The organism is Thermospira aquatica (genome assembly GCF_023525255.1).
In the GTDB taxonomy this organism is placed as follows: domain Bacteria; phylum Spirochaetota; class Brevinematia; order Brevinematales; family Thermospiraceae; genus Thermospira; species Thermospira aquatica.
In genome coordinates this window covers 34,775-51,732 of record NZ_CP073355.1, presented here as the reverse complement: position 1 = coordinate 51,732, position 16,958 = coordinate 34,775, and the positions used below count along the sequence as shown (strand labels likewise).

The following is a 16,958-nucleotide window of genomic DNA, read 5'->3' as shown; positions in this document are numbered from 1 at the left end:
TGAAGTTGTTGCATAATAAGAGCACAGGAAAAAAGGAGTAAGTATGCTGACCTATCAGGAGATCATTTTTCGTTTGAAAAAGTTTTGGGGTGAGCAAGGTTGTCTTATCCGTGAGCCGTATGATCTGGAAAAAGGGGCTGGCACTTTTAATCCTGATACTTTTCTCAGGGCGATTGGCCCCGAGCCGTGGAATGTAGCGTATGTAGAGCCGTCGAGACGTCCAGCAGATGGGCGTTATGGAGAGAATCCTAATCGGTTGGGATATTATTTTCAGTTTCAGGTGATCATGAAACCTTCTCCAGATAATATTCAAGAGCTGTATCTCAAGAGTCTGGAAGAGTTAGGACTGGATCTGAGCCATCAGGATATTCGTTTTGTTCATGATGATTGGGAATCTCCGACCCTTGGGGCATGGGGACTCGGTTGGGAGGTGTGGTTGAATGGAATGGAGATAACCCAGTTTACCTATTTTCAACAGGTAGGAGGGCTTGATCTTCCCTCGATACCTGTAGAGATTACCTATGGGACGGAACGCATTGCCATGTATCTCCAGAATAAAAACAATGTTTTTGATATTCAGTGGAATGAACAGTTTACCTATGGCGATTTGCAAAAGCAGGAAGAAGTAGAGTTTTCGCGATACCACTTTGAGATCGCGGATATAGAGTTGTACCGAAGGTTATTTGACGACTTTGAGAAGGAATGTGAAAAGGCGCTTGAGGCGGATGCCGTTTTGCCTGCCTATGATCTTACGATGAAGTGTTCGCATGTCTTTAATATTCTCGATGCGCGAAATGCCATCTCTGTAACTCAGAGAGAGGGGTACATTCTCAGGGTTCGTCGGCTTGCTTCGCTTTGTGCCCAGGCTTACTACAAAAAGCGTGAATCCCTTGGTTTTCCATTACTCAAAGATGCGAAGACTGTTTCGACTTCAGTGTAGTTTGCCTGATGTTGGCGCTGTTCTGGGGAGGCTGGGGTATAATCCACACAAAACGGATGTGGCGGATTGGCGCCAGAGGATTGAGCACGCGATTTCAGCTTATGAAAATCTTCTTGAGGCGAAAGGAGTTGTAGATACTGTTCCTGTGGTGCAGCGCACAGAGGATACTATCATTTTAGCAGGGGGAATAGCGCTGGTATCCAGGAAATTGGCAACGGTTCTGGCGCGAAGTGAAGAGGTGACGGTGTGTGCTGCAACTCTTGGATACGGGGTGATAGAAACTATAGAAAAACTGATAGCACAGCAGGAGGTGACTCAGGCAGCTATTCTGGATGCCATAGCCAGTGAGGCAGTGGAGCATTTTGTGGATTGGATGCAGGCTATTCTTGTGAGGGAACGCCTGAGGTTTGGGTATGGACCTACGATGCGTTTTAGTCCTGGCTATGGGGATTGGAAGCTGAAAGTACAACCACAACTGCTTGATTTTTTGCATGCGGAGGAGATAGGGCTTTCTTCTCAACCGGAGAGTCATATTCTTCACCCTGAGAAAAGTATCACGGCTGTCATAGGTTGGGAGAAGATTCAGCAATAACTGGTTTTAGTAAATCCCAAAAGAGAGTGGGGGTATGGCAAAGAAAAATCCTCTTCTTGACTTTGCGTTTCGTGAGCTTCAGCTGAAGGATAGGCTTTTAGAGGTGTTGATCCGCGTGCAGAACTGTGATCTTGAAGAGAATGAAGATATACTTCTTCAGATCTTTTTAGAAGCTTTTGTTGAGCTTTTTGGTTTTGAACGGGTGGTGTATTACCGTTTTGAAAAGGGGAAAGGGCTTCGGTGGGGAGTGTCAAAAGGTATCACCGAAGAGGAACGACATCGATCGTATTTTACTCAGATTGTTTCAGATATTCTTGAGTCGTCATTGAGTTTACGCTGGATGCAGAGAAGGATTCCAGTTGTTCTGGATGGCAACGAGGTTTTTCTTACGTATCTGGTTCTCCCTGTGACACGTGAAAAGACTTTGTATGGCATATTCTATGCTGACGTTCGAAATCATTCGGAGCGGCTGGATATTGATCTGATCCATATTCTGGTAGTTCAAGCCAGTCTTTCTCTTTATTATAGGCAGATGTATGAGACAATGAGAATGCAACAACTTGAACTCTTGAAACTTGCCAATTTTAAAAATGAAATAGTAAGGCAAATTACAGCGAATATTGAAAATCCCCTGGAAAAAACGCTTCATTTTATGAATGAAATAGAATCTGCTGTTCCTGAGGGATGTGTATCACATTTTGGAGAGATTTATCGTCGACTTTCTCAGATTTATCTCACCCTGGAAAAATCTCTTAATCTGGGAAAGATTGGGGCAAATATTGAGGACATCTTCCAGAAGGAAGTGAATATTTGCCATATGATTGATCGTATTCTCAAAAACTATGAAGAGGAAATCAAGAAGCGTCATATTAAGGTCGAGGTTGTTTTTCATGAGAAGTTTCCTCTTTTGCGGGGGAATGAGGATGTTTTTCGTACCATTTTTGATGAGTTGATCAGCAATGCTGTGTATTATAATCGAGAAAAAGGGAAAATACGTATTTACGCTTATAGCGATAATCGTGGACATATAATAGAGATTCAGGATACAGGGAAAGGGATTCCTGTGGAGTTCCAGGGTTTGATTTTTGAGCAGTTTTATCGTGTTCCTGGTTCAGAAAAACACAATGATAAAGGGGCTGGTCTTGGGCTTTTCCTGGTGAAGAAGTTTTTGGGATATTATGGGGCGACGATTTCGGTTCAGAGTGTAGAGGATGAGGGTTCGGTATTTACGGTAATTTTTCCTGCGTAAAAAATCTGAAAAGTGGGTGTGTGACGTGTTTTCACAGGGAACAAAAGAGGTTGTATTTTGGGTACGATGGCTTTCTTTTCTTTCCTATTTAAAAGTCCGAGAAATGGCCTCTGACGATCTTTTGGCCAGAACCTGGAGAATCGATTGGCTATTCCCTGATTTTGGGAGAGACTTACAAAATAACAAACTGTAAAAAGGGTAGAGCGTTCATTTTTTGTATTTTTATCACATATTCCTCTTTTATATGAAAAAATAATCATATTAAAATCTATTTATTTGTTTTTTCCTTGCTAAAAAAATAAAAAAGATGTATACTTTAAATATCAAACATCGAAAAATAAAGGAGGCTTTTATGGCCAAATATGTGATAGTGGGCGGTGTTGCGGGGGGCATGTCTGCAGCAGCCAGGCTCCGTCGACTTGATGAAACAGCAGAAATTACGGTTTTTGAGCGGGGAGGATATATATCGTATGCAAATTGTGGGCTTCCCTATTACGTTGGTGGAGTAATCGCAGAAAAGGAGAAACTTTTTGTTCAAACACCAGAGGCATTTCACGCTCGTTTTCGGGTGAACGTTCGAGTAAAACATGAGGTCTTGGGAATCGATAGAGAAAAAAAGCAAGTTCGTGTAAAAAACCTTGTGACAGGAGAAGAGTTTACCGAAAATTACGATAAACTGATCCTTTCTCCTGGGGCAGAACCTGTTCGTCCACCCCTTCCTGGTATAGAGAGTGAGGGAATTTTTACTGTCCGTTCAGTGGAAGATACCTTTGCTATTAAAGAATATATTCAGGCGATCAACAAACCCCAAAAACGGGCAGTGGTGATTGGTGGTGGGTTTATTGGACTCGAGATGGCTGAAAACCTTCATCATGCAGGTTTTCAGGTTACCTTGGTTGAACTTGCCCCTCAAGTGATGATTGTAATCGATTACGAGATGGCAGCACTTGTTCATGATCATTTGCGTGCCAAAGGTGTGGCCCTCTTTCTCGAAGAGGCAGCCCAGTCTTTTCGACGGGATGGGAGTGAGCTTGTTGTTACCCTGAAAAGTGGAAAAGAGCTCCGTACCGATGTGGTGGTGATGTCTGTTGGCGTCAGACCTGAAACCAAATTGGCAAAAGATGCAGGGCTTCGTCTTGGCACACGAGGGATTTCGGTTAATGAATATCTCCAGACCTCTGATCCGGATATCTACGCGATTGGTGACGCGATTGAAATACCTCATAGAGTCACAGGAAATATTCAATCAATACCCCTTGCTTGGCCTGCTAACCAGCAGGGGCGTATGGTCGCAGACAATATTGTTCTGGGTCATAAGAAGCCTTATAAAGGAGATTTTGCCACAGCTATTGCCAAGGTTTTTGACCAGACAGTGGCTACGACGGGAGCAAACGAAAAAGCGCTTGAGGCGGCTAAAATTCCTTATAAAAGTGTTCTCTACCACGGCGGGCACCATGCAGGATATTATCCTGGGGCTACACAACTTTCCCTTAAACTTCTCTTTTCACCTGAGGATGGGAGAATCCTTGGTGCTCAAGCAGTAGGATACGATGGCGTTGATAAGCGTATTGATGTGCTTGCCATGGCTCTTCTGAAGGGGGCAACTATCGACGATCTTACTGATTGGGATCATGCGTATGCGCCTCCTTTCTCTTCAGCAAAGGATCCTGTCAATATGGTAGGCTTTATGGCAGAGAACGTTCTCATGGGGAAAGTGAATGTCATAGACTACAAGGCGGTTTCAAAACTGGTAGAGGAAGGGGCTTTGCTTCTTGATGTGCGTACCCCTCATGAGTTTGCAAGTGGAACCATTCCGGGGTCGGTAAATATTCCTGTGGATAGCTTACGGGAGCGTTTACATGAAGTTCCCAAAAACAAAAAGATCATTGTCTACTGTCGTGTGGGGCTTCGCGGGTATATCGCTGCTCGTATCCTCATGCAAAATGGTTACAAAGAGGTGTACAATCTTAGCGGAGGCTATCTTACGTATAGTGCTGTGATGAAAAAACAATCCTCTTCTGAGGCAACTTTCGAGGAAGGGGTGGACACAGGGGTTCATGTATCGAAACCTTTGCAGGTTTCGCTTCCCTCTAAAACTATTAAGCTTGATGTGTGTGGGCTTCAATGTCCCGGACCTATCTCGCGGGTAAAACAGGAGATCGATAAACTGAGACCCGGGGATAGGCTTGAGGTAGTGGCAAGTGACCCAGGGTTCTACAATGATGTGGGTTCCTGGGCAAAGGTTACAGGAAACCGCTTAGAAAGCCTTTCTATGGACAAAGGACTTGTGAATGCTGTGATTATCAAGGGAGAGGAAACCAGCGCTCCCGTCGTTACTTCAAGCGGCAATGAGAAAACCATCATTGTTTTTGACGGTGATCTCGACAAGGCAATAGCCAGCTTTATCATCGCCAATGGGGCTCTTGCCATGGGAAGAAAAGTGACGATGTTTTTCACCTTCTGGGGACTTACGATTCTGAGAAAACCCAAAAAAGTACGAAAGCTCAAGAAAAATCTTCTGGAAAAGATGTTTGGTTGGATGCTTCCTCGTGGAAGTACTAAACTTCCTCTTTCCCGCATGAACATGATGGGAATGGGGCCAAAGATGATCCGATTCCTTATGAAGATAAAACGAGTGGATGCCCTTGAGATCATGATCAAAAATGCCATCGCTGGTGGAGCAAGGCTTATAGCTTGCCAGATGTCGATGGATCTTATGGGTATTCGCAAGGAAGAGCTTATTGATGGTGTTGAAGTTGGTGGAGTAGCTACCTACCTTGAAACCGCGGAGAAAGCAGATACCAACCTGTTTATCTAAAGGATTTTTGTCAGGCGATAGGAAAGGAATTGGAGGCTGAACATGCATTATGTCACTGTATTTTGCGGCTCCCAGCTTGGAAAAGATCCCATGTACGTGCAGATAGTTCAATCACTGGGAGAGAAGCTGGTCAAAGACAATGTAGGGCTTGTCTATGGGGGTACGTCAGTGGGACTCATGGGCAAGCTTGCCGAAACAGTGGTGAAAAATAATGGCAAGGCGATAGGTATCTTGCCTGAGTTTCTTCAGCATATTGAGGTTGCGTATCCATCACTGTCTGAACTCCGTATTACGCAGGATATTGACGAACGGAAACGTCAGATGCTTGCGCTCTCCCGAGCCGTGATTGCTATCCCGGGAGGGGTTGGAACACTTGAGGAACTCAGTCAGGCCATCTCCTGGAAAAAGCTCGAACTCTATCGCGGAGAGATTGCTATCCTGAATTTTCGGGGATTTTTTGATGGGTTTTTGAAACAGCTGGACATGATGCTTGAAGAGGGATTTATTGATGCCCCACTGCGACGTTCTCTTGTGGTCGAGGGTGATGTAGATCTCCTCTGGGAACAACTCAAGGAAAGAATGTATGGATGACAACAAGCACAAAGCTATGCAGCTTGCCATTCGTTATCTTAAATACAAACCTCGGACAAGAGAGGAAGTAAGAAAACGGCTTAGCCGTGCAAAATACGATATGGATTTGATAAGTGAGGTTCTCATCGAACTGGAAAAAGAAAATTGGTTTGATGAACTCTCTCTTGCCAGGCAGTGGATTGAGGAACGGCTGAGAACACGGGGTCTTTCGCTTTCCGCTATACGCCAGGAACTTCGTCGTAAGGGGATCCTCGAAGAGGTCATCGATATGGCCATCTCTGAGGTGAGCTATGATGAGCAAGAGGTGGTATTTTCTCTTCTTGACAAAAAAGTAAAGCCAGGAAAAGATGAGAAGTGGATTCTTGCTCTTTTGATGAGAAGGGGGTATCCTTATGAGAAGGCGCTTTTTTATCTTCGTGGCTGGAAACAAAAGGAGCATGAATGAAGAATATTTCTCATCGTTTTGTAGAGTATCGTAGACTCTTTTCGTTAGCTATCCCTGTTATGACGGGGTTTCTGGCTTTTCATGTACTGGGAATCATTGATGTAGTCATGGTAGGACGTCTTGGTCCGGAGGCTCTCGCTGCTGTCGGTCTGGCAAATACGCTTTTTTTCTTTGTCCTTGCTCCTGTAGAGGGATTTCTCGGGGCGACGCTTATCCTTTTGCCTGCTATGGTCGCACGAAAGTCAGAAAAAGAAATAGCACAGGCATCCTCTACTCTTACGATTGTTTCTGGAGTTGTGGGAGTACTTTTTCTTTTTTTGTACCCGCTTTTGTCTTTCTATCTTGGTACAATGTCTTCTGATCCTGTGGTGCTTCGAATGGCAAGATCGTACCTCTTCATTCGACTTGGGGGAGCTATTTTCTCAACGATGGGTATTGTTTGGTGGCGAATATTTCTTGCTTTTGAGAAGAATTTTCTGATAGCAGTTTTTTCGTATCTTGTTGTGGGAATCAATATTCTCGGGAATTGGCTTTTTATTTTCGGGCCAGGGCCTTTTCCAGCATTGGGGGTTGGCGGGGCAGCCGGGGCAACTGTTTTTGCTCAGGGGGTAAATGTGGGACTTTTTTTGATTTTTGGAAGACGGTTTATCCATTCTTCTCTGAAAAAATCGTGGTTTTCATGGTCGTTTTTAAAAGAATTTGCCCATATAGGATGGCCTATGGGGGCAACCTACCTCATCGAGATTCTCGCCTGGACGGTTTTTGTAAGCATTATTGCTCGCCTCGGAACAGCGGCGGTGGCGACCCATGAGATTGCCCTTAAAATCAAAGATCTGTCGCTTTTGCTTGGAATAGCATTGGCAAGTGTGATTACCCAGCAGGTGAGCTTTTTCATTGGCCAGCAAAATCCCGGAGAAGCGAGGCGTGTGACACGACAGGGGGTACAGATAAACATGATTATGATGGGGATCATTGGCGTGATTTATTGGTTTTTCCCCGAAGATCTTGTGCGGCTGGTCTCTCAGGATGAGACTTTGATTGTCTCGGGAAGCCGTCTTTTGCGTTTTATGGCACTGTATCAAATCGTGGACGGGCTTTTTATCGCCTATAGGGCAGGTCTTGAGGGTTTAGGCAAAACAAAGCTTATTCGGAATATTTCCCTGGTTATTGATTATCTTCTTTGGTTACCGCTTGCATGGCTGGGAACGTTTGTTTTTAAGTGGGGAGTAATTGGAGCCTGGTTTGGACTTACGGTAACGGTAGCTGTTCTTTCTGCAATATTTTACCGTCTTTTTTCTCAGGAGGTTCATCGGGCAAAACCCCTGGAACACCATGTGGTGAGTACTGCCGATGAGGAAATTCGCTAACAAAAAAGTCCTTTTTAAAGAAGTTTTTTTAGATCCGATATAAGCTTTTCTACAAATTCAAGTTCTTTCTCAAGCATGTACGTCGTGTGACGAAAGAGCGCCCATACATGAAAGGGGGCTTTTTCTCCACCAATAGCCTGCCATTGATTGTTTTGATGCTGGATCTGATCGGCGAGCTGGCTTTTTTTGTTTCCGAGGTGAACAATAGCCTCTTCAATCGTAAAAAGGGCAAGACCCGACAGCCCAATGGTAAACCTGCCTGGGATATCTGCTTTACCAGAAAGAGCTTTGCGCATCTCTTCAAGGAGAACCTTTTCTCCTTCTGGTGTAAGTGAATATTTTTTTGGTAAGGGTCCTTTCCCCTGTTTTTGAGTATCGAGAGAGGATACAACAAGTCCTTTGTTTTCAAGTTTTTCTAGTCCAATGTAAATGGAAGATGTGCCTATTTCGGCCCAGTTTCGGTACCCCCTCTCTTCCACCAGACGGTTAATCTCATACCCGGAAAGAGATTTCTTTTCACTGATGAGATGAAGAATGATGAGTTCGACATTGGAGTATTTCATCGCTCAACTCCTTTTTTGCCCCTTATTTTTATTATAGCATAAATAAATAAATAAGTCAATTTTTCGAATTGCTTCATCTGTCAAATAAATTAAAATGTCACCTTTTTATTGAAATAGAAATGTCACTTTTTTATGCCGAAACTCTACGACCATAATCATCTATTTCAAAAAAGTTCAATTCGATATTTTTCTTAAAAATATGTATACTTCCATCAAGCCAGGTTTTTAAGATAACATTGTCCCCGGGTTTTATGGCTATAGGTTGTTTCTTTTCAATCTGGTATATTCTTTTAGAAAATTTTATTGTATAATCTCTATAGACTTTGCACTCGGCCGTATAACAAACATAGTTCCTTAAGTCCTGATCAGGCATTAATGCAATATGAAAATCTTCATCCGACAGAGGTTTTTTACTAAATTTTCGGTTATTCTTTTCCCAGTAATATTCTTTCAAAAAACGATTGGCACTGTCAATATCCTTTATGTTTTTTAGTTTCATTTCTGCTATTAACCTGTCCTGATGGATCCCATTCCATCTCTACGCGCCCTTTTGCCTGGGGACTATGGGCATATATCATTTCTATCCCAGCCTATGGCAGACCTCTCCAAACTTTGTTAGAGGCAATTTCCTGCAAGCTGTTCTTCTATGGTCGCTTCCCGTTTTGTATAGAACAGGCTTTTATAATCACAATAGATCGAATAAGGAATACCGTATTTCATTATCCAGTCAAACAAACATTGCAGCGCTACTTGTGTCGTTTCTCCTGTGTCGAAAAGACCGTAAGATGTGCCTGTAGCATCATCCACCATATTCATCAGACAGACTTCTTTGCCTGTCCCAAACCAGTCGTGAATGCTGCCGTCCATTTGAATCATTTCTCCAAAATGCTCTTTTCTCGGCCTTCTGGTACGGTGTTTCGCAGTTTTTCTTATTTTCTTCCACAATCCTGTTTCCATCATCCATAAACGAAGCGTTGATGCTCCTATTTTTATATGATGTTCCTCATAAAGCTTTTCAGCTATAAATGTCGGCTTAAAACCTTTATAATTATTCCGTACTATCTGCATAATTTTCTCTTTGATATCACTGCTAATTCTGTGATTCCCCGGTTTGCCTATTAATTTGTGATTGAGAGCTTCATCACCCTTTGATAAATATTCTTTAAAAATTCGAATAAGTTGCCTTCTGCAAATCCCCAGTATTATTGCAGCATCTTTCTGCTTGATTTTCTTGTTCTTTACCATCTCCAGTATTTTTGCCCTCTTCTGTGCTTTAAGTGTCATCGTTATCACCTCTCTCATCTGCAACCTCTCGTTTTTTTAGTTGCAGTATTTTAAAAGGTGACATTTCTATTTGCACAAAGGGTGACATTTTAAATTGTTTTCGACATTTTTCGAATTGCTTCATAATAAAAGTACTCGAAAAGGGAACGTTGCTTCAAAATAAAAAAGTACTTTAAATTTGTGTAAAATAATCCAGTTCATGGCTCGACAAGCTCGCCAACCGGAATTGGGGTGGCGATGTTTGAAAGGAGACCTATTTACAGGGAAACGGCAAAACAATATCAAAAAGCCAGCAAAAAGGAAAAAATGGAGATACTGGATTATTTTGTGAGGATAACAGGCCTAAAAAATCGAAACTATGCCGCCAGGCTCTTGAGGCAGCACGGAAAAAACATCTATGTAGGCAAGAAAAATTACCTTAAAGCCGACATAGCCAAGAAGGGCAAAAGACCTGGCAGAAAGAAAAAATTCGGCGAAGAGGAACTAAAACTTCTAAAAAAGGTCTGGGAAATTGAAAACTACATGTGTGGCAAACGTTTAAAGCCGATTTTAAATGAAGTTTTAGATAATCTCTTAGCAAACGGACATCTCCAGGGTTTTCAACAGGCTATAGAAAACTTGCGCCATATAAGTGCTTCAAGTATTGACCGACTTTTGAAACATGAGCGTAAAAAGCTTGAGATAAAAGGACGAAAAGGTACAAAGCCTGGAACGTTGTTAAAGCAACAAATAGCTATACGCACGTGGGCAGAGTGGGATGAAAATTGCCCTGGGTTCATGGAGATTGATCTGGTAGCCCATGAGGGAGGAAATAGCCGGGGAGACTTTGCTCAAACATTAAATATGGTGGATGTTTGGAGCGGTTGGACAGAGCTTGTGGCAATCAAAAACAAGGCTTCAAAATGGGTAAGAGAAGCCATAGAAAAAGTCCAAAGAAGACTTCCTTTTGATTTACGGGGAATTGATTCTGATACCGGTGCTGAATTTATTAATCATCCTCTGCGTGATTGGTGTGAGAAGCACCAGATAAAATTTACAAGGGGTAGAAGCTCCCGTTCCAATGATAACTGCTACGTTGAGCAGAAAAACTATTCCATAGTCCGCCAGAATGTTGGATACTTCCGCTACGATACCGAGGAAGAAGTCTACTACTTGAACCGACTCTATGCGTATCTCAGGCTTTATGCCAACTTTTTTCAACCGGTTATGAAAATGACAGAGAAAAAGAGAATCGGAAGCAAGGTGCAAAAGAAGCATGATGATATTAAAACTCCCTACCAACGGCTTTTAGAAAGCTCTTATGTAAGTGAGGCACAAAAGGAACGCCTAACAAGGCTTTATAAGGCTCTCGATTTGTTTCACCTAAGACAAAAAATTACAGCTTGCCAGAGAAAACTTTTCAGCCTTCAAAAGAAAAAGAATGTAAAAAACAAAAATTTGGAGGAAACTGTATGGAATTTTTGAGTACTTTTTTTTATGAGGCAATGATTCGAATTTCGAGTACTTTTTTATTTGACGCAACGGGTTTTTTCATAGATAGATTTGGTCTGGGGAGATGTAGAGGGATATTTTTTTAGTTTTTGCTTATGTTTTTCTCCTGCGACATGGGAAGAGTACCGGAAGCGTTTTTAGCTGTGACAGAGAAAGAGGGCAAGGATATTTTTGTTGTGGCTGTGATAAAGGAAGATCTTTTTTCTTTGTTGAACTTTTCGGGTGCTCTTTCCTTGTTGCAGTTTAGCCCTTCATCTTAGACTGTGATAAGGGAATAGCAAGTTTTGAGGAGGATAAGCAAAATCCGGGGAGATGGTGACTCTGGAATTTTCAACATGAGCTATTACTTTTTTGCAGTGTGAGCGCGGAGTGTAAAACTGTGATAGAGCTTCTCCCTCGATTGCCACTGCAACAAGGGAAGGGCTTTCACGGTGTACGTTTTGACTGCAATATGGGAAGAGCAAAAAGACTCCTCTTCATCCACCACTGCAATAGTGAAAAAGCTTTTAAGTCTTGAACTCCAAACTGCAACATGGTAATAGCAAAAGATTTTTTTTCTCCTGCAACACGGGAAGAGCTCTTAATTCCCTCCAGTTCACTGCAACAAGGTAATAGCCAGAGGTTCCTCTTCCGACTGCGACAAGGGAAGAGCTTTTGTTTTTTCACTCTCCCTGCGATAAGGTAATAGCTCATATCCTCTCTCCCTTCCCCTCCAACACGGGAAGAGCTTTCAGGTTTCAAGCTTTCACTGCGACATGGTAATAACCGGAATTTTTTCCACTGCAAAAAGGGAAGAGCAGGAGTTTACTGCGACAAGGGAAAATCTGGGTGTTTCTTTTTACACTGTAACATGGTAATAGTTAGGTAGGGGGATTGCTATTACCTTGTTTCAGTTTTTATGTTTCTGGGGACTGTGACAGGGTAATAGCTATATCCCTCGATTGCCACTGCAACAAGGGAATAACTTTCGGGTTTCACGCATTAACTGCAATATGGTAATAGCTGGAGTTTTTTGTACTGCGATAAGGTAATAGCAACAAGCGTCCCTTCTTACACTGCAACAAGGAAACAGCAAAAATTGTGACAAATGCCCATTGCAAAAATCCCCAACTGGTGGTATAATACATTCGAAAAAGTTATAAAACAAAGCTCCAACATAAAAAATGGGGAGGTATCTATGAAGTGGAAAGAGTATGAAGAAGCCTTGAAGAAGGGTGTGAGAAAGTTTGCAGTAGCTGGAGGTGTGGTGTATGGGCTTATGGTAAGACCACGAGGGAGTAAAGAGTGGGAAAAGACGCCGTATTTTAAAGACTTTAGTGGGACATTTCTGGAGGGTGTTATGCATGACGTAGGTTGGATGGGGATGGTTCTGGATAGAAGTAGTCAGTGAGGAGTGTGGATGTGGATAGTATTCAGGTATCAAGCTTGTGGAGGAATAGCGCTACAAGCCCTCATGGGTCGGGAAGAGGGATAGATATTGTAGCTGTAACAAGGGGTAATTTAACAGTAAGGTTTAATAATTCGACTGTAGGGCCACAATCACAAGCTGCGATGGCGTTAAGAAATGAAGTGTACAACAGTATGGTAAATGACCAAAGAGTAAGTCAGGCGCTGGATCCGTGGTGGGTGAAAAGTAAAATACCAGGTAACACATATAATCAACCAAATGTTTGGCAACAAGGATATCCAAACGGAAATTTGTCTAAAAAGAGGTATAATTTTATGTATAAACATAGACATCATCTACACTTAACTATTAGGAGGTAATTTAAATGCGCTCTTTATTATTCATACTGGTAATATGTGTCATTTCTAATGGTGTTTATTCAATTGAAATAAAACCTTTTGGAAGTAATTCGGTTTATGTTATAGATAGAGAAGTGGAATTATTTGAACAGCCAAGTGCTAACTCAATGAAACTAATGCAGTTACCTTATCTTCAATGTGTTAATATTTTAGGTAAGACGAATATTATAATGGCAAGTAATTCAAATGTTACTGAGTGGTTCTATATTGATTCTGGAATGAGTAGTAATCAGGAGATGGTTCTAACTGATAATGGTTGGAAAGTTTTAACAATCCAAGGTTGGACTGAGAGAAGGCATTTAGCTGGTAAGAACGATTTTAAACCGGTAAAAAAGATACAGGAAATGTTCATAGAAGCCTTTGATGAAGAAGGAGGAGTTGTTTATTATCGGATATACTCAAATGGTACCTATAGGATAATAACTAAAAATCTTGTATACAATGTTGATAATAAAAGTTTGAAAGGAAAATTTATAAATTCAAAAATATAATCATGTTAGGTAATAATGTTGATATATTCTATTACGATGAAAAAGGTAAACTACGAGTTCCATTTGCTTATAGTACAAAGGTAATAACCGACAAGAATAAATTTCCGAAATGGGCGGAGTATGAGAATCCGGGCAGCGTGAGGGATACTACTATATATATGGTGACGATGTTAATCTTCTTGAAAAGCCGGATACTAATTCAGCAGTGATAATTCAATTAAAGAGAGGGACAAGGGTAAAGATAAGTGATTGGTTAGTTGTTGGGTATGAAATAGAAAATTCAGATGGTGTAAGAAGGAAGGGATACTGGCTTTATGTAGATACAGGGATAAAGGATAAAAAAGGAGATACAATAAAAGGCTGGGTAATGGATGTGTATTTAGAGGAGGAGTATTAAACTCCTCATCCACTTCTACGATAATTCTAAGCGATGGATTTATGAAATTGTTAACATAGTGCTTATGTGTAAGAACAAAGCCATAAAGCAACGAAGCATAAGAAGCATACTTTCACAGGCATTCCACTGAAGCAAGCGAGGCAGGAGGCCGAGCGACCTTGCCTGTTGATGGTATATCATCTATCCCGTTGCGTCAAATAAAAAAGTACTCGAAATTCGAATCATTGCCTCATAAAAAAAAGTACTCAAAAATTCCATACAGTTTCCTCCAAATTTTTGTTTTTTACATTCTTTTTCTTTTGAAGGCTGTAAAGTTTTCTCTGGCAAGCTGTAATTTTTTGTCTTAGGTGAAACAAATCGAGAGCCTTATAAAGCCTTGTTAGGCGTTCCTTTTGTGCCTCACTTACATAAGAGCTTTCTAAAAGCCGCTGGTAGGGAGTTTTAATATCATCATGCTTCTTTTGCACCTTGCTTCCGATTCTCTTTTTCTCTGTCATTTTCATAACCGGTTGAAAAAAGTTGGTATACAGTCGAAGATAGGCATAGAGTCGGTTCAAGTAGTAGACTTCTTCCTCGGTATCGTAGCGGAAGTATCCAACATTCTGGCGGACTATGGAATAGTTTTTCTGCTCAACGTAGCAGTTATCATTGGAACGGGAGCTTCTTCCCCTTGTAAATTTTATCTGGTTCTTCTCACACCAATCGCGCAGAGGATGATTAATAAATTCAGCACCGGTATCAGAATCAATTCCCCGTAAATCAAAAGGAAGTCTTCCTTTGACTTTTTCTATGGCTTCTCTTACCCATTTTGAAGCTTTGTTTTTGATTGCCACAAGTTCTGTCCAACCGCTCCAAACATCCACCATATTTAATGTTTGAGCAAAATCTCCCCGGCTATTTCCTCCCTCATGGGCAACCAGATCAATCTCCATAAAACCAGGGCAATTTTCATCCCACTCTGCCCACGTGCGTATAGCTATTTGTTGCTTTAACAACGTTCCAGGTTTTGTGCCTTTTCGTCCTTTTATCTCAAGCTTTTTACGCTCATGTTTCAAAAGTCGGTCAATACTTGAAGCACTTATATGGCGCAAGTTTTCTATAGCCTGTGGAGAACCGTGGAGATGTCCGTTTGCTAAGAGATTATCTAAAACTTCATTGAGAATCGGCTTTAAACGTTTGCCACACATGTAGTTTTCAATTTCCCAGACCTTTTTTAGAAGTTTTAGTTCCTCTTCGCCGAATTTTTTCTTTCTGCCAGGTCTTTTGCCCTTCTTGGCTATGTCGGCTTTAAGGTAATTTTTCTTGCCTACATAGATGGTTTTTCCGTGCTGCCTCAAGAGCCTGGCGGCATAGTTTCGGTTTTTTAAACCTGTTATCCTCACAAAGTAATCCAGTATCTCCATTTTTTCCTTTTTGCTGGCTTTTTGATACTCTGCTTCGACAAGCTCAGCATATCATTTCGCCGTTTCCCTGTAAATAGGTCTTTTTTCAAACATCGCCAACCCAATTCCGGTTGGCGAGCTTGTCGAGCCACGGTTGGCGAGCTTGTCGAGCCATGAACTGGATTATTTTATACACAGATTTGGAGTACTTTTTTATTTTGAAGCAACGTTCCCTTTTCGAGGCAGTGTATACTTAATTGTGTCTGGTAGGAAAAAGATAACCTCCTGTGATAATATAAATAAAACTATCACAGGAGGCCAGATATGATTGAGACGAAGAATATTTTAGAGCTATTCAAACCAATTGTCAAGGAAGTATTAGAGAGTATGTTAAAAGAGGAAAGAGAGATTTACCTGGAAAACAATCCTCCCACAAAAGGCAATGGCTTTTACGAAAGGGATTTAAAGACAGCTTTTGGCGAGCTTACAGCCATACGTGTTCCAAGAACAAGGGATAATGGATTTAAAAGTGCCCTTCTTCCCTATCGCAAACGCATCACAGAAGACTTAGATGCATTAATCAGGGCTATGTTGATATCAGGAATGTCAACAAGGAAGATAGCAGAAGTTTTAAAAGAGCTTTATGAAATAAAGATTTCTTATGCTAACATCTCAAGGATAAGCCAGGTAGGCATAGAAGAGATTCAGAAGTGGCGTAGTCGCCCTCTCATGGAAGAATATGCCGTGGTATTTCTGGATGCTATGGTGTTTCCTATCAAGAGAGATAGGGTAGAAAATGAATCAATATATGTAGCTATAGGCATTACACCTGAGGGAAGACGGAGATTTTAGGATACTACCTGCCAGGAGGCATGGAAAGTGCTTATAACTGGCGGGAAATTTTGCAGATATAAGAGAAAGAGGTGTCAAACAGATTCATTTTATTGTCTCTGATGGCTTAAGTGGTATGAAAAACGTCATAACAGAGATATATCCCACGCAAAGTATCAGCCCTGTGTAGTCCATGTCATGAGAAACATACTGGCTAAAGTGAGAGTTCAACACAGAAAAATATCATTGCCACTGAAATAAAGAGGTATTTCATGCCAAAGACAAACAGGAGGCAGAACAATTGTTTATGAAATTTACACAAAAATGGAAAAATATCTATCCCAACTTAATGAATAACCTCTTGACAATAAGAGAGAATATATTCACTTACATGGAATTACCTGAAGGAATACGAAGCATGGTGTATACAAACAATGCCCTGGAAAGACTCTTTAAAGAACTTAAAAGGAGATTAAAAACAATGGAAATGTGTCAAAGCGAGGCTTCAGCTGAGAAATATCTTTACCTGTTATTAAGATACCAAAATGAGAAGTTCTTAAAAAGAAAGTTAAAAAATTGGGAGTATTACTTTCAACTCTATCGTGAGCAACACTCATACACCAAAGAAAATATTCACAGCGAGGTTATCCTATGACTAGACACAATTTTCTGTCGAAAACAATTTAAAATGTCACACTTTGTGCAAATAGA

Annotated in this window: 17 protein-coding genes and 1 pseudogene; 14 read left to right on the top strand and 4 right to left on the bottom strand. The window is 41.3% G+C overall.

Annotated features, from left to right (window positions below; translation table 11 throughout):
* The first annotated feature begins 46 nt into the window (after window positions 1-46).
* The 7 genes from glyQ (at window position 47) to KDW03_RS00240 (ending at window position 8,002) form a co-directional block, all read left to right on the top strand.
* A complete protein-coding gene (gene glyQ, locus KDW03_RS00270; RefSeq protein WP_408648382.1) occupies window positions 47-940 on the top strand; it encodes a glycine--tRNA ligase subunit alpha in 894 nt (297 codons plus the stop codon).
* Window positions 912-1,532 carry a hypothetical protein gene (locus tag KDW03_RS00265; protein ID WP_271435408.1) on the top strand — a complete coding sequence of 207 codons (621 nt, stop codon included), beginning with the start codon at window positions 912-914 and terminating at the stop codon, window positions 1,530-1,532. Before glyQ ends, KDW03_RS00265 begins: the two co-directional genes overlap by 29 nt.
* Before the next feature lie 34 nt (window positions 1,533-1,566).
* A complete protein-coding gene (locus KDW03_RS00260) occupies window positions 1,567-2,781 on the top strand; it encodes a sensor histidine kinase (RefSeq protein WP_271435407.1) in 1,215 nt (404 codons plus the stop codon).
* A gap of 352 nt (window positions 2,782-3,133) precedes the next feature.
* Window positions 3,134-5,599 (top strand): CoA-disulfide reductase, encoded by a 2,466-nt coding sequence (locus KDW03_RS00255; protein WP_271435406.1) that lies wholly within the window; start codon window positions 3,134-3,136, stop codon window positions 5,597-5,599.
* 42 nt (window positions 5,600-5,641) lie between these two features.
* Window positions 5,642-6,190 (top strand): LOG family protein, encoded by a 549-nt coding sequence (locus KDW03_RS00250; RefSeq protein WP_271435405.1) that lies wholly within the window; start codon window positions 5,642-5,644, stop codon window positions 6,188-6,190.
* Entirely contained in the window at window positions 6,183-6,635 is a 453-nt protein-coding gene (locus KDW03_RS00245; RefSeq protein ID WP_271435404.1) for a regulatory protein RecX, read from the top strand. Before KDW03_RS00250 ends, KDW03_RS00245 begins: the two co-directional genes overlap by 8 nt.
* Entirely contained in the window at window positions 6,632-8,002 is a 1,371-nt protein-coding gene (locus KDW03_RS00240; protein WP_271435403.1) for an MATE family efflux transporter, read from the top strand. Before KDW03_RS00245 ends, KDW03_RS00240 begins: the two co-directional genes overlap by 4 nt.
* A gap of 14 nt (window positions 8,003-8,016) precedes the next feature.
* Here the strand turns inward: KDW03_RS00240 and KDW03_RS00235 are convergent, their stop codons facing one another.
* From KDW03_RS00235 to KDW03_RS00225, 3 genes are all read right to left on the bottom strand, one after another.
* Window positions 8,017-8,565 carry a PadR family transcriptional regulator gene (locus KDW03_RS00235; RefSeq protein WP_271435402.1) on the bottom strand — a complete coding sequence of 183 codons (549 nt, stop codon included), beginning with the start codon at window positions 8,563-8,565 and terminating at the stop codon, window positions 8,017-8,019.
* 130 nt (window positions 8,566-8,695) lie between these two features.
* Window positions 8,696-9,064 carry a hypothetical protein gene (locus tag KDW03_RS00230; protein ID WP_271435401.1) on the bottom strand — a complete coding sequence of 123 codons (369 nt, stop codon included), beginning with the start codon at window positions 9,062-9,064 and terminating at the stop codon, window positions 8,696-8,698.
* 116 nt (window positions 9,065-9,180) lie between these two features.
* Window positions 9,181-9,867, bottom strand: a complete 687-nt coding sequence (locus KDW03_RS00225; RefSeq protein WP_271435400.1) for a helix-turn-helix domain-containing protein — start codon at window positions 9,865-9,867, stop codon at window positions 9,181-9,183.
* A gap of 219 nt (window positions 9,868-10,086) precedes the next feature.
* Here KDW03_RS00225 and KDW03_RS00220 point away from each other — a divergent pair, with 219 nt between their 5' ends.
* From KDW03_RS00220 to KDW03_RS00200, 5 genes are all read left to right on the top strand, one after another.
* Complete coding sequence (locus KDW03_RS00220; protein WP_271435399.1) at window positions 10,087-11,313, top strand: integrase catalytic domain-containing protein; 1,227 nt, start codon at window positions 10,087-10,089, stop codon at window positions 11,311-11,313.
* A gap of 1,204 nt (window positions 11,314-12,517) precedes the next feature.
* A complete protein-coding gene (locus tag KDW03_RS00215) occupies window positions 12,518-12,730 on the top strand; it encodes a hypothetical protein (RefSeq protein ID WP_271435398.1) in 213 nt (70 codons plus the stop codon).
* Window positions 12,731-12,741: 11 nt separating this feature from the next.
* Complete coding sequence (locus tag KDW03_RS00210; protein WP_271435397.1) at window positions 12,742-13,107, top strand: hypothetical protein; 366 nt, start codon at window positions 12,742-12,744, stop codon at window positions 13,105-13,107.
* A gap of 5 nt (window positions 13,108-13,112) precedes the next feature.
* Window positions 13,113-13,637 (top strand): hypothetical protein, encoded by a 525-nt coding sequence (locus tag KDW03_RS00205; RefSeq protein WP_271435396.1) that lies wholly within the window; start codon window positions 13,113-13,115, stop codon window positions 13,635-13,637.
* Window positions 13,638-13,842: 205 nt separating this feature from the next.
* Complete coding sequence (locus KDW03_RS00200; RefSeq protein ID WP_271435395.1) at window positions 13,843-14,034, top strand: hypothetical protein; 192 nt, start codon at window positions 13,843-13,845, stop codon at window positions 14,032-14,034.
* A gap of 245 nt (window positions 14,035-14,279) precedes the next feature.
* Here KDW03_RS00200 and KDW03_RS00195 read toward each other — a convergent pair whose 3' ends face one another.
* Window positions 14,280-15,437 carry an integrase catalytic domain-containing protein gene (locus tag KDW03_RS00195; RefSeq protein ID WP_271435394.1) on the bottom strand — a complete coding sequence of 386 codons (1,158 nt, stop codon included), beginning with the start codon at window positions 15,435-15,437 and terminating at the stop codon, window positions 14,280-14,282.
* A gap of 303 nt (window positions 15,438-15,740) precedes the next feature.
* On the opposite strand from KDW03_RS00195, the gene KDW03_RS00190 reads away from it, so the two are divergent.
* Entirely contained in the window at window positions 15,741-16,268 is a 528-nt protein-coding gene (locus tag KDW03_RS00190) for a transposase (RefSeq protein WP_271435393.1), read from the top strand.
* Between the two features lie 37 nt (window positions 16,269-16,305).
* Window positions 16,306-16,902 (top strand): annotated as a pseudogene (locus KDW03_RS00185) (transposase).
* Window positions 16,903-16,958 lie beyond the last annotated feature (56 nt).

Excerpts from the sequence above, each read along its gene's own strand:
- KDW03_RS00235 (WP_271435402.1), bottom strand. The coding sequence starts at position 8,565 with ATGAAATACTCCAATGTCGAACTCATCATTCTTCATCTCATCAGTGAA.
- KDW03_RS00220 (WP_271435399.1), top strand. The coding sequence starts at position 10,087 with ATGTTTGAAAGGAGACCTATTTACAGGGAAACGGCAAAACAATATCAA.
- KDW03_RS00190 (WP_271435393.1), top strand. The coding sequence starts at position 15,741 with ATGATTGAGACGAAGAATATTTTAGAGCTATTCAAACCAATTGTCAAG.
- KDW03_RS00240 (WP_271435403.1), top strand. The coding sequence starts at position 6,632 with ATGAAGAATATTTCTCATCGTTTTGTAGAGTATCGTAGACTCTTTTCG.
- KDW03_RS00245 (WP_271435404.1), top strand. The coding sequence starts at position 6,183 with ATGGATGACAACAAGCACAAAGCTATGCAGCTTGCCATTCGTTATCTT.
- KDW03_RS00215 (WP_271435398.1), top strand. The coding sequence starts at position 12,518 with ATGAAGTGGAAAGAGTATGAAGAAGCCTTGAAGAAGGGTGTGAGAAAG.
- KDW03_RS00255 (WP_271435406.1), top strand. The coding sequence starts at position 3,134 with ATGGCCAAATATGTGATAGTGGGCGGTGTTGCGGGGGGCATGTCTGCA.
- KDW03_RS00260 (WP_271435407.1), top strand. The coding sequence starts at position 1,567 with ATGGCAAAGAAAAATCCTCTTCTTGACTTTGCGTTTCGTGAGCTTCAG.
- KDW03_RS00265 (WP_271435408.1), top strand. The coding sequence starts at position 912 with ATGCGAAGACTGTTTCGACTTCAGTGTAGTTTGCCTGATGTTGGCGCT.
- KDW03_RS00205 (WP_271435396.1), top strand. The coding sequence starts at position 13,113 with ATGCGCTCTTTATTATTCATACTGGTAATATGTGTCATTTCTAATGGT.
- KDW03_RS00250 (WP_271435405.1), top strand. The coding sequence starts at position 5,642 with ATGCATTATGTCACTGTATTTTGCGGCTCCCAGCTTGGAAAAGATCCC.
- KDW03_RS00230 (WP_271435401.1), bottom strand. The coding sequence starts at position 9,064 with ATGAAACTAAAAAACATAAAGGATATTGACAGTGCCAATCGTTTTTTG.
- KDW03_RS00195 (WP_271435394.1), bottom strand. The coding sequence starts at position 15,437 with ATGGAGATACTGGATTACTTTGTGAGGATAACAGGTTTAAAAAACCGA.
- KDW03_RS00225 (WP_271435400.1), bottom strand. The coding sequence starts at position 9,867 with ATGAGAGAGGTGATAACGATGACACTTAAAGCACAGAAGAGGGCAAAA.